The sequence below is a fragment of the Helicobacter sp. MIT 03-1616 genome, assembly GCF_000765685.2.
GTDB classification, from domain to species: Bacteria; Campylobacterota; Campylobacteria; order Campylobacterales; family Helicobacteraceae; genus Helicobacter_C; species Helicobacter_C typhlonius.
This window is the reverse complement of the sequence record NZ_JROY02000003.1, coordinates 202,416-215,560: the sequence shown is the minus strand read 5'-3', so window position 1 is coordinate 215,560 and position 13,145 is coordinate 202,416. Positions and strand designations below refer to the sequence as shown.

9 protein-coding genes are annotated in these 13,145 nt (G+C 40.8%); 5 read left to right on the top strand and 4 right to left on the bottom strand.

Features of this window, described 5'->3' with window-relative positions:
* Positions 1–7 precede the first annotated feature (7 nt).
* Together lpoB and LS67_RS03470 are read right to left on the bottom strand one after the other, a co-directional pair.
* Positions 8–619 (bottom strand): penicillin-binding protein activator LpoB, encoded by a 612-nt coding sequence (gene lpoB / locus LS67_RS03475; protein WP_034325715.1) that lies wholly within the window; start codon positions 617–619, stop codon positions 8–10.
* Positions 609–2,042: a hypothetical protein gene (locus LS67_RS03470; protein WP_236096335.1), complete on the bottom strand. Its 1,434-nt coding sequence runs from the start codon at positions 2,040–2,042 to the stop codon at positions 609–611. Before LS67_RS03470 ends, lpoB begins: the two co-directional genes overlap by 11 nt.
* A 167-nt stretch (positions 2,043–2,209) precedes the next feature.
* Here LS67_RS03470 and LS67_RS03465 point away from each other — a divergent pair, with 167 nt between their 5' ends.
* From LS67_RS03465 to LS67_RS03450, 4 genes are read left to right on the top strand one after another with little or no spacing between them, the layout of a single operon-like run.
* Positions 2,210–3,799 (top strand): TolC family protein, encoded by a 1,590-nt coding sequence (locus tag LS67_RS03465; protein WP_236096334.1) that lies wholly within the window; start codon positions 2,210–2,212, stop codon positions 3,797–3,799.
* On the top strand, positions 3,796–5,091 hold the full coding sequence (locus LS67_RS03460; protein WP_034325713.1) for an efflux RND transporter periplasmic adaptor subunit: 1,296 nt from the start codon (positions 3,796–3,798) through the stop codon (positions 5,089–5,091). Before LS67_RS03465 ends, LS67_RS03460 begins: the two co-directional genes overlap by 4 nt.
* A gap of 8 nt (positions 5,092–5,099) precedes the next feature.
* Entirely contained in the window at positions 5,100–5,891 is a 792-nt protein-coding gene (locus LS67_RS03455; RefSeq protein ID WP_034325711.1) for an ABC transporter ATP-binding protein, read from the top strand.
* Entirely contained in the window at positions 5,888–7,105 is a 1,218-nt protein-coding gene (locus tag LS67_RS03450) for an ABC transporter permease (protein WP_034325708.1), read from the top strand. The genes LS67_RS03455 and LS67_RS03450 overlap by 4 nt, the downstream gene beginning before the upstream one ends.
* 145 nt (positions 7,106–7,250) lie before the next feature.
* Here the strand turns inward: LS67_RS03450 and LS67_RS03445 are convergent, their stop codons facing one another.
* Both LS67_RS03445 and LS67_RS03440 read right to left on the bottom strand, forming a co-directional pair.
* Positions 7,251–9,152 (bottom strand): motility associated factor glycosyltransferase family protein, encoded by a 1,902-nt coding sequence (locus LS67_RS03445; RefSeq protein WP_034325706.1) that lies wholly within the window; start codon positions 9,150–9,152, stop codon positions 7,251–7,253.
* Positions 9,153–9,191: 39 nt separating this feature from the next.
* On the bottom strand, positions 9,192–10,736 hold the full coding sequence (locus LS67_RS03440) for a flagellin B (RefSeq protein ID WP_034325704.1): 1,545 nt from the start codon (positions 10,734–10,736) through the stop codon (positions 9,192–9,194).
* A gap of 177 nt (positions 10,737–10,913) precedes the next feature.
* On the opposite strand from LS67_RS03440, the gene topA reads away from it, so the two are divergent.
* A complete protein-coding gene (gene topA / locus LS67_RS03435) occupies positions 10,914–13,124 on the top strand; it encodes a type I DNA topoisomerase (RefSeq protein ID WP_034325702.1) in 2,211 nt (736 codons plus the stop codon).
* Positions 13,125–13,145 lie beyond the last annotated feature (21 nt).

Below are 13,145 nucleotides of genomic sequence, written 5' to 3'. Positions count from 1 at the left end.
TTAGAATCTACCAACTCACAGAAGATTTCGAACCGACTTTGATGATATTTACTTCATCGTCCCATATAACGGTTCCATCTTTGAGATTGGTAAGTGTAAGTAAGAAAAAGTAATCCACGCGCTCTTTGGAGCGAACTCTCGTATTTTTTTGCACAATCTTGCCAGAAAGCGACATTTCGGCAGATTTGAGAGTGCCTTTTTCTATTGTTGTGCGTTGGTCAAATTCATCATTATCACGCGCCTTTCTCGCCATAGTTATACCCTTTTCAGTCTTTGCACCCTGTGCGAGTGTGAGGACAAATTTACCGCCCTTTCTCATATCTCTTGTAATCTTACGACTAAGCTGGTCTGTATCAATAGTCTGCATTGTATCATTAACCACACCAGAAATCATAAGCACTTTGGGCTTCCCACCACTTGTAATGCTTCTCACCTGAGCACTACTCAATAGAGACTGCACACTATCACTTGCTGCTTTTTCAATATCGTGGTAGTCCAAGCCCATACTCGCATAAGACTGGGATTTTGAAGTATCCACATACTCCGGTCCCCCGCTACAACCAGCTATTAGAAGTGTGCTTAGTGCCGCTCCACATATTGCTAATTTGCTATTCTTCATTCACTTCCCCTTTCAAAATTTGATAGCTTGGATTCTTATCCTTCAAACGCAAATAGATAATATTATCATATTTTTCGCACAAAGTAATAAGTTTCTTTATTTTTTTATGTTTTTGCTCGCTTTTTGTGCAAGAAAATTGCACTTCGTAGAGTGTATTTTCATCTGCCTTGAGCGTGAAATCTAGTGTCTTGTTTGGAATCTGTAGAGCTAGAATGCGATGTGGCAATGCGGTAGAAATGCGTATATCCGCACTATTTGTAGCGACTGAATACATCGCCCCAACCAAAGAACCAATGAGCGCACCTGTCATTCCTAACTGCTCCCCTCCTAGATTACTTAAGGCTGCTTGAGTGCTTGCCTTGACGATAGAAGAAGTAATTGCGCGTGTGAGTATAAAGGGGAGCTTTTGGCTAAATTCATTCGTAAGCACACCTTCCAAATTGCCCACTTCAAACGCTTTAAACTCAAGGTTTTCACTATGAGTTATAGCTTTGTAAGTATTAGCACTTGCCTGTCCTCTTTTTATCTGCGGTATAGAAACACCCGCGTGCAACACCCTAGAGCTCACAATATATGCGGGTAGATCAATTGATACATCTTCGAGTGAGGCACTTCGCCCGTCCTCTATAATAAACCAAGTGTAAGTGGAATTATCTCCTGCTTGACGAGCATTCACAACCTTTAAGTCTTGATTAATTACCTGTGAGCGCGTGATACCATAAGATTCTTTATACAAATCAATCGCCTTTGGATAATCCCCCTCGCTCATAAAAAAGAGGGCTGATACATAGCTTACAGCAGGATTTATAAATCCATCATAAATCACAAAATGAGACAAATTACTATATTGAGATTCCAAAATAGAATCCGTGCTTCTGCTCGTTCTATCCTTATCGATTTGCTTCAGTTGCTGATTTTCGCGCTGTTCCTTATTGCTTTCTGCCATAGCCTTTTGAATATCTTTCCTAAAATACTCTTTCGCGCGTCTTTGTCTATCATTTGCCCGATTAAATTCCACTCGAGCAAGTGCATAATCTCCCATACGCATAGCATTAAGTGCCTTATAATAGTTAAACATCACGCCTTCATAAATATTGCCACGATAAGTTTTAACATTTTCATTCACAAGCACTGCACCCACATTGCCAAACATACCGCCCATTAGCCCCTCACCCTCATATTTGCTAAAGAGCCTCTCACCCTGCTCGAGCAAGGCACTCGTATCATTTTCGGCTAGGACAAATCCACTCATTCCCGCCTGTAAATTCCATAGCACATCGCCATCCTTGCTCGCCTGCGATTTTGCGTAAGTATAAGCCTTTTTAGAATCTCCACCATAATAATGGTTATTAAAAGTTTGTAAAGAGCTATGATGGGAACACGCACTCATAAAAACAATCGCCAGTAATGTAAATGTTATCAATATGTATTTCCTATATCCCATAGCCAATCCCACTATTATCTCACTTAAAAAATATTTAGATAGCATCAAATGTTAATATATTTGTGTTTAAGTTGCCTTGAAATTCACATTAAATTCACATTTTCCGCATATTATACTTATAATTTTAAATCTTATTAAGGATAAAGGTGAAACTACATTTTAAGTTTAATATTGTATTAATTTTTTTCGCATATAGCATATTTATGGGTTGTAGCACAGATATTTCAAGCCTTGAATATGATGTGAAGCAAACACATATCCCGCAATCATTTGAAAATGCCAAGCCCTTTAGCGAGACTTTTTCTATAAAAAATATAGAGGATTCTAAAAATACACAATCTCATAGTGGCACACAAGATTCTAAAGATTGGCAAAATGCAAAAAATACGCAAGATTCAAAAGATTCTACACAATCCACAGAACCCTTTAGTCTTAAAGAATTTAGCACCCTCATTGATGATAAACATTTACATAATCTGCTCCACATCGCGCTTAAAAACAACACAGATGTGCTGATAATGGCTTCACGCATTAAACAAGCACAATCTCAAATGAAAATCAACACCGCTAATATGTTTCCCACCATAAATGTAGGATTAAACTCAAGTTATATAGATAATCGCACACTTTCTCAAAGCACGATTGTGCGTCCAGGAGCAAATTCTATCAACGCAAATATAAGTATGAGTTGGGAGGTTGATTTATTTGGCAAACTCAATGCCTTGCGTCAATCAAGCAAAAAAGCCTATTTGCAAGCACAGAGTAATCTTTCCTCCGTGCAAATCTCCCTCATAGCGCAAGTAGCAACCCTCTATTTCACATTGCGAGAGAATGCACATTCCTTACAAATCGCAAAAGCGACACTAGAAAATTTAGAACAAATAGAATCTATAAACAAACAAAAATACAATCTCGGACTGATTGATATGAATACTTATCAAGGATTTGTGGCAAACACAACCACGCAGAGAAATAACCTCGAAAACCTCTCCTACACATTTGAGCAAAACAAAAATGCCCTACTCGTGCTTCTTAACATTAATGCCGAAAATCTCAAACAAGAAATAAATTTTCTTAGCGAGTATCAATTCCCGCGCATTGCGAGTTTCTATGTGGATAAAATGCCAAGTGATATTTTACTTTTGCGCCCGGATATTCAGGCGAGTATCTATGCCCTACACGCACAACTCTACAAACAAACAAATGCTAAAGCAGCGCGTTTGCCTACCATTTCTTTAAATGGCTCAATAGGTGATATTCTTTATAGCACTAATGCCAATTCTATTGGTTCTATCGTCTTTCAAATAGCCAATTCAATTACCGCACCGCTACTCAATCGCACTTCTTTGAAGCAAAATTATCTTATTCAAAAAGAATTAAGTAATGAAGCATTTTTAACCCTGCAAAACAACATAAACACCGCGCTAGGCGAGATAGAAAATGCGTTTTTTGATATGCAATCTAGAAGCAAACAAACCCAAAACACATATAATATGTATAAGCTAGGACTAGAAGCCTACAAAGGCAATAGCGCGAAAAATGCGCGTGGGCTACTTGATAAAAATGATTTTCTAGGGCTTGAAAATACATATTTCAATCTCAAAAATCAGCTTCACAACGCTAAGACAAATGAGATTCTCTCACTCATCACGCTTTTTAAGGCTTTGGGTGGGAATCTTGCTTTGCAGGATAAAACAAAACAAAATCAAAACTCTACACAAGGACATAAACAATGAATCTTTACCAAGCATTGCAGCCAAAAACTCGCAAGAAGATTCCATTAAAAGTATGGATTATTACTCTCATCATAGTAGCAATCTGTATCGGGGCATTCATCGTGTGGAGAATGATAGGTCCTAAAGTAGAATATGATATGATTAAGCCTATTCGTGGCGATATAAAATCCAGCATTTCAGCCTCTGGATCGCTTTCTCCTGTAAATGAAGTAGAAATCGGCAGTGTTATTTCCGGACTCGTGCTTGAAGTGCTTGTTGATGAAAACGATGAAGTCAAGGTGGGACAGGTATTAGCGCGGATAAACCCAGAGACAATTAATCAGCAAATTGCTAAATTTGAAGCACAACTTTATTCTGCACGAGCACAACTCAAGGCAAGCGAACAAACCTTGGTAGATAAAAAATGGAATTACGATAGACTAAAGGAGCTGTATGAAGCGACAAATGGCTCATCTCCCTCAAGGCTTGAACTACAAAATGCAAAAACAAGCTACACCTCCGCACGTTCTGATGTGGAGATAAAGCGCGCTTCTATTGCCGAGATAGAGACAAGCATTCAAAGCGCGAAAATTGATTTGAAAAATTCCGAAATTGTTTCGCCCGTTGATGGCATTGTGCTTATGCGTAGCGTTGAAGTCGGGCAAAGTGTGGCGGCAAGTTTTCAAGCACCTACGCTTTTTAAAGTAGCAGAGAATCTAGAGGAAATGCAACTCTATGCGAGTATTTCCGAAGCGGATATTGGCAAGGTAAAAGAGGGGCAAGAAGTTGTTTTTACCGTTGATGCGTATCCAGATAGAAATTTTCACGCTAAAGTCAATCGCGTGAATTTTGGCTCGGGCGATGGTAGTAGCTCATCATCAAGCGCGAGCAGTAGCTCAAATATCATCACCTACCGTGCAAAAATCGAAGTGGATAATAAATCCTTGCTTTTGCGCCCAGATATGAGTGCGACTGCTGATATTATCATCGCACAGGCGCAAAATGCGCTCCTCGTGCCAAGTTCTGCTTTGTATTTTGATTTAAATAAATCACTGCAAAGGGCTGGAATGAAAAAAAATACAAGTAGTTCAAATCCTATGTTTGCAGCCGCGCCCACGCGCCCACGCCCACAAAAGCCACAAGTAGATCCTAAGCAAAAATCTCAAGGCAAAAGTAGCACATTGTGGATTCTAAAAAATGGCAATCCTGAATCTGTGAATGTAAGAGTGGGTATCACAGATGGCACATACGCGCAGATTCTAAACGGGATTGATGAAAATACGCAAATTATTACAGGCATCAAAACAAAATAGGCGTATTAATGGAAGATTTTATCATTTTAAAAAATGTGCATAAGACTTATGGTAAGGGCGAGGGTGCATTTGAGGCACTAAAAGGCATAGATTTGCGTATTAATAAGGGTGAGTTTGTCGCACTAATGGGACCGAGTGGCTCGGGTAAATCAAGTCTTGCAAATATACTCGGCACACTTGATGTGGGCACGAGCGGAGAATATTTGTTTTGTGATATTGATGTGTTTAAACTTACTCAAAATCAACGCGCCCTCTTGCGTCGAAACTACATTGGCTTTATTTTTCAAGGATTCAACCTCCTTGCAAGAACCACCGCACTTGAAAATGTCGAGCTACCACTAATGTATCGAGGCATCAAAAAGGCAGAACGTGAAGCGATAGCACTCAACGCACTTGAGAAAGTGGGGTTAAAACAATGGGCTACACACACGAGCGCAAAGCTAAGCGGAGGACAGCAGCAACGCGTAGCAATTGCACGAGCAATTGCTTCAGAGCCACTTTTTCTTCTTGCTGATGAGCCAACGGGAAATCTTGACACAAAGCGAAGCGTGGAAATTATGGAGATTTTACAGGATTTAAATCAAAATCTTGGTATTACAATTCTAATGGTAACACACGAACCAGATATGGCGCAATACGCAAACAGAGAATTGCACTGCTTGGACGGACGATTAATTAATGATGAGAGCCCCATAGCACATATAAGCCAAAGTGAAAATAATCAAAATAATAACAGCACATATGACAAAGAGGGCGAAGATTCTAAAAATACTCTAAGCACAGCAGGAGAAATACAATGATACTCAATGCTTTCATACTCGCACTAAGGCAGATTAGACGCAATTTTTTGCGTGCGTTTTTAACAATGCTTGGTATCATTATCGGCGTGGGTGCGGTCATTGTGATGATTAGCCTAGGAAATGGCACAACAAAGATGATAGGAGATAGAATCTCCTCACTCGGTAGCAATCTCCTGCTTGTCTTTCCCGCACGCGCAATGAATCCAAGTGGTACAAATCTCCGCCGTAATTTTAGCCTACAAGAGGCACAAAATCTCTACTCGCTCACGCAAGAATATATACAGGCATTAGCCCCTATTGCGCAAAGTTCTGTAACGCTACAATATCAAGCACAAAATACCTCCACGCAAGTGCAGGGCATAAATGCGGCGTTTTTTGAGGTAACACAATGGGAAAGTAGTGAGGGGAGAATCTTTGAAGACAATGAGTACCGCGTGGGGAGCAATGTCTGTCTCATTGGTGAATCTGTGCGTAAAAATCTTTTTATACAAGAGAATCCCCTCGGCAAGAGAATCCGCATAAATAGCATTGTATGTGAATGTATAGGTGTTTTAGAATCTAAAGGGCAAGGCGGTATGGGAAACGACCAAGATGATATGATTTTATTACCGCTTAAAACCTTTTTGCGTTCTGTATCGGGGAATAATACATTATTTTATATCAATCGCCTTATGCTACGCACAAAAGACAGTGTAGATTCTAGCGAGATACTACCCGCGCTCACAAATTCTTTGCGTGAGGTGCGCAATGTCCGCGACGGTGAGCGAGACTCATTTGAGGTTATGGATACAAAGCAAATTAGCGAGATTCTCACTTCATCTACCAAAAGACTCACTGCATTTTTAGGTATGATTGCCGGGGTAAGCTTGATTGTGGGGGGCATTGGTATTATGAATATTATGCTTGTTTCAGTAACCGAGCGCACGAGGGAGATTGGCACGCGTATGGCGATTGGTGCTCTCCAAAGCGAAGTGCTGCTACAATTTTTGATTGAATCCATCACCCTTAGTTCGCTCGGTGGGATTATTGGTATTATATGGGCTTTTTTTGCCTCACTTGGCTTAAGTCATTCTATGGAGATTCCATTTATTTTTGATGTGCCAACCGCAATTATCGCTTTTGTGTTTTCGGCATTTATTGGGGTTTTGTTTGGGTATATCCCCGCTAAACGCGCCTCAAGACTTAATCCCATTGATGCCCTGCGACACGAGTAAAGATATAAGTTTCTAAGATAAACATTGTGCTTTAGAATTTAAACGCAATGAGAAATTTTCAAAGGATTATCTTTTAAAATCCATTCAACATAAAGCATTTTATAGGAGTTTCAACGCCTTATTAAATCTAAACCCCTTTCGCACCCTATTCTTCCCACGTTTCTAATGCTTTTTTTACAACTTCAATCACCACATCCATACCACCCGCTAATGAAAATAGCCAGTATTTATGCGCATAGATTAGCTCTGTTTGCTTGATAAGTTTCGCCTCGTGGGTGTTTGTCGGCTTCACAAGCAAACGCGCTATATCCATTTCTTGATGAAATATATATGATTGTATCGCGTCCATAAAACATTCTCTAAATCTCGTCTCACTAAACAAATCTTTCACTTTTTGGATTCTATCAATACATTCTTGTAGCTCTTCTTCTTTAAGCTCCTCTAACCTACCTTCCGTGTTGAGTAGCTCTAGCCTCTCCGTGAGTGCAGCGACTTCTAAAAAGACTTCCTCGACAAATGCCTTATCTTTCAATCCCAAATCAATCCACTCTTGTGCCTTTTGCCGCACCTTTTCTAAATTCGCTTGAGATTCTTGAGCAGTAGGATATTTAAGCTGAATAGGCTTTTTTTTGTGCGTTGTATCGATAAGCTTAATCGCTTCTTTGAACGGAATCTCCTTTGTGCCGTGTATCCGCGCTCCACCCTCTGTGGAATTAATAACCTCGATAGGATAAGGCGTATTGGCAATATCACGCTCATAAAAACTTAAAAATAACTTCCATACCTTAGTAGATTCTACCATTCCACCCCCGCCATATTTCTCTACCAAGATTTTTTGTCCTTTTTCCTCCATTTTTTCTGGGCTAATCTCATTCGCACCATATACTGCATTTTTTGCGTGAGAAGTGCCGTCCTCGCCAAAAGCTAAATCCTGCCCGATGATAATGCAACGTTTGAATCTTGAATGCACGATAAGTTCATACGCCATATTTGCCGCACTCATACCAATACCTATGTAGCCATATTCTGGGATTTTAAAATAATTTGTATAGCCAAATGGGCGCAGGGAATACTGCACTACATCGCCTTTAAGCGCATCTTTTAAACGTTTATGCACGATAGAGGTAATCGCAAAAATTACATCTTTATGCGCCTCCTTTGGCGTATCCTCATAGAATTTCGCCGTCAAATCCACGCGTTCAAGCGAAAACACAAGATCGGGTTTAATGCCCTCTTTTGCGAGGATTGGAAAGGAGGCATCAATGCAAAAAATCGTTGCATAGTCTTGAATCTGCTTAAGGAGTGGAATCTGCTTACTCAGGCTAGGACCGGTGGCTACAATGATAGCGGTATCCCTACCCTTAAGATGTGAGAGTAGCTCAAGCAAAGTTGGGGATTTTACTACATCTGGGAGATTCTGCACGTGATGAGATATACCAATAATAGAATCCTTGCTATCATTACCCACGCTCACAACGCTGTGTTCTATCGCGCGGATAAAAAGTGTATTTATGCTGATATAAAGCTCACTATATGCATTATAGTAGGCATTAAAAAGATGTAAATCATAGAGCTTTGAATAGATTTTAGCATCACGATTTGTAGCAAAGAGCGCATCAATATGCGCAAAATCGCATTCTCCAACCATCAAAAACACAATACGTTTCTCTAAAATCTCCTTACTAAAGTCCATAAAATGCAGGGCGATAAAGAGTATTTCAAGCTCTGGCTCGAGCACCACGACACGTTTTAAAAGCTCATTCTGCAAGAGAATCTTATAAAACACACCATTGCCTAGCCCAAAAAAATACAAATAGGGGTAGTGAGAATAGCCACTAAAAGCACGAATTTTATCATTTATCTCATCAAGCGGATTCTGTGTAAAAAGCGGGGTATTACTGCGTTTATCGATAATGTTGATATTCAAAGGATCATTACCGACAAAGACTTCATAGTGCATATTTGGCTTAAATTTATTAAGCTTTAATGCAAGAGCGGGCGAACGCACCGCCAATGCAGAGAGATTGAGAGAGAAAAAATCTTGCATACTCTACAAACTTTATGCAACTAGACTTAAGCACTTTGCTTATTGAAGTAGTCTAAGCACATTTTGTTGCACGGCATTTGCTTGTGCCATTGCAAAGCTACCGCTTTGTGCCAAAACATTATGCTTAGAGAATGTCGCTGATTCTGCGGCGAAATCCACATCGCGGATTTGAGATTCAGCAGCTTTGACATTAACTTGTGTAACGGAGACATTGTTGATTGTAGCGACAAGCTGCATTTGTGCCGAACCAAGGTCTGCACGAAGTTTGTCAAGCTGAATCCGTGCAGATTCTGCCATATCCATAACCACCATAGCACCTCTAAGGCTTGTAACCCCAGCACCAATACCATCAAAGTGAAGATTGGCTTGAGCGACATTTGGGTTAGCTCCACAAGCAGAGGCTATATTAGCATCCATTTCGCCACGAACATAGCGGAGATTTGCAGTATATTCAGCAATACCTTGTGAAGAGTGGAAACCAATGTGGCTAAAATTCACACCACTCACAATAATATCTCTTGCGTCTGTGCGAATAAGCGTTAAACGCCCAATAATAGCGTGTTCAGTCCCTGAAATCCCCGCAAAGTTTCCGCCACCAAACACTTTGCCACTATCACCCTCTGTTTGGATAGAAATAGCGCGTCCATCTAAACTTCTTACATTCATACGCCCTGTAATATCAGTGTAGGCTTCAACCCCTGTGCGTTCTTTAATGGTATTAATCGCATTAAGCAAGCGTCCATCGGAATCGTTTTTGCGCACATCATTGACATTCCCAATAGTTACGCCATTTATCACCAAGCCCCTCACCGTTCCAGAAAGCACCGGCACATCGCCTGTCGCCATAACTTGCCACGCCGCACGCACCCCAAGTGTATCGGAGTATTTATTAATTACTTCGGTTAGGACACCAATACCTGTTCCCGCAGATGTAGAAATTTTAACGGTTTCAGTGTCATAATCGTGCTTTCCATCGACTTGACGAAACTTCAACATCACCTCTGTAAGGTTTGAAGCCGCGCCAGAAGCAAGCATACCCTCACCAGCAAATGAGCCGCTTTCCATACGCACGTGCCCGATTTTATCCGAGCTTGTAGGACCAATAGAAGCTTTCACCGTGGTATTTGAATACGCACCGATTTGAAATTCTTTATTAGAAAATGCACCAGAAAGCATTTGTTGTCCGTTGTAGCTTGTGGTATTAGCAATATTATCAAGTTCTTCTAAAAGGCGGATAATATCACTCTGCAAAGCCTTTCTTGTCTCGGTGCTTTGCCCGTCTTGCGCTGCTTGAATTGCCTTTGTCTTAATCGTATCTAAGATTTTAAGCTGCTCGTCCATTGCTTTATCGGCAACTTGTATAATACCAATAGCGTCATTGGCATTTCTCACAGCCTGTCCCAAACCTTCGCTTTGGCTTCTCAAACTATCAGCAATTGCCATACCAGAGGCATCATCGGCAGCTTTATTCAGTCGTAAGCCCGAGCTTAACTTTTCAAGCGAATTATGGAGGCTTCTATTGTTTTGCACACCAATGGTGTGGGCAGTAAGGGCGGAGATGTTTGTGTTTATCCTAAAACTCATTTTGCATCCTTTGCTAAACTTTATTTCGTTTGTGCCGATAAAGCAAAAGATATTCCATTTTTTATACACGCACTTACTTATTTAAATACCCGCAAAAATGGCGCAAAATATGAATGATATATTTAGAATCTGTGCTAAACTTTTAAAAACAAAGAGAAGCGGTTAAAAAGGGTAAATATGAAAGATTTAATCATCGTAGAATCACCAGCAAAAGCAAAAACAATCAAAAATTTTTTAGGAAACAAATATGAAGTGATAGCCTCTAAGGGGCATATACGCGACTTACCAAAGCATAGCTTTGGCATAGTAGTTGAAGAGCAGCACTTCCAGCCTCAATACAATATAGACAAAGACCATAAAGAGATTGTAGAGAAGATTCAGAATGCAAGTAAAAAGGCAAAGACTACATATATCGCAACCGATGAGGATAGAGAGGGAGAGGCGATAGGCTATCACATCACTCAAGCCCTCAATCGCCCTTATGATGAGTTTCCACGAATCGTATTTCACGAGATTACAAAAAATGCCATTACCCATTCTTTAGAGAATCCTCGCGTCATTGATATGGATAAAGTCAATGCGCAACAAGCGCGGCGATTGCTTGATAGAATCGTAGGCTTTAAGCTCTCACAACTTATGGCGTCTAAGATTCAGCGGGGACTATCAGCTGGGCGCGTGCAGAGCGCGGCATTGAAGATTCTTGTTGATAGAGAGCGTGAGATTCAAGCCTTTAAGCCTACGATTTATTATGTGGTAAGCGCGGAGTGCAATGGTATAGAATCCGAACTTATCACTTATGAGAAAAAGCTAGAAAAGCTCTCTTTGCAAGATTCTAAGAAAGTAGAAGAAATGCTTACACAGATTCAAAGTGAGCAATTCTATATCCAAGAAATTAGCAAAAAAGCCAAAAAATCCCCCACGCCCCCGCCATTTATGACTTCCACACTGCAGCAAAGTGCTTCAAGTTTGCTCGGCTACTCGCCAAGCCGCACGATGAGTATCGCTCAAAGGCTCTATGAGGGCGTGAATACAAGCTTTGGGACTATGGGGATTATCACATATATGCGGACAGATAGCCTTAATATTGCTAAAGAGGCTCAAGAGGCTGCGCGAAAGCTCATTACCCAAAAATATGGTAAAGCATATCTGCCTCCTAAACCTAAAAACTACACGACTAAGTCAAAATCTGCACAAGAGGCGCACGAAGCCATACGCCCGACCAATCTTGACTTCACACCAGAACTTGCCAAAGGCTTCTTGAAGCCCGATGAGATTAAGCTTTATACGCTTATTTACAATCGCTTCCTTGCCTCTCAAAGCCAAGATGCGGAGTTTGAAACTCAAAGCATTATCTTTGCGGCAAAAGGTAAAAAGAAAATAGAGTTTAAAGCAAGTGGGCGGCGACTTGTCTTCGATGGGTTTTATAAGATTCTAGGTAGCGATGATAAAGATAAGCTTTTGCCGCCTTGCACGGAGGGCGAAGATGTTGTGTTAAAAAAACTCACTTCAACAAAGAAATCCACCGAAGCCCCAGCACGATACAGCGAGGCGAGTATTATTAAAAGTATGGAATCTTTAGGCATTGGGCGTCCTAGCACCTATGCACCTACAATCGCCCTGCTCGTAGCGCGAGAATATGTCAATGTAGAGAAAAAGCAGCTCGTGCCACAAGAGAGTGCCTTTAAGGTAACAAGTATGCTTGAGGCGCATTTTAATGAGATTGTAGATTCACATTTTAGCGCGGGACTTGAAGATAAGCTTGATGATATAGCCCAAAAAAAGATTGATTGGGAGGTTATGCTTTGGGATTTTTATGAGCCATTTATGAAAAAAATAGAATCTGGCAAAAAAGATATTGCCTCCCAAAAAGTCGCACTCCCCACAGGCGAAATGTGTCCGCAATGTGGCAAGGAGCTTGTGCAAAGGCAAAGCCGATATGGTATGTTTGTCGCGTGTAGTGGCTATCCAAAATGCAAATACATTAAACCTCAAGAATCAGCGGAAAATGACGCGGATTCAAGCCCTGAAGATTTTGGCGTGTGCGAAAAATGTGGCAAACCAATGGTGAAAAAGCACGGCAGAAATGGCGAATTTATCGCGTGTAGTGGCTATCCAAAATGCAAAAACACAAAGTCGCTGCAAAATAAAGCTGCTCCAAAAAGCGTAGAGGGCGTGGCTTGTCCGGAATGCGGAGGGGAAATCGTGCAGCGATTTAGCCGCAGAGGAGCGTTTTTTGGCTGTAAGAATTATCCTAAATGCACCTTTATATCAAAATTTCAACCTATCGCGCAAAAATGCGAGGCTTGTGGTGGGGCGATGTGTGAGCGTGAATACCGCAAAAAACAAGTGCGTGAGTGCCTTAAATGCAAAACCCGTGTGGAAATATAAGCCCAAAATTATCTCGCTCTA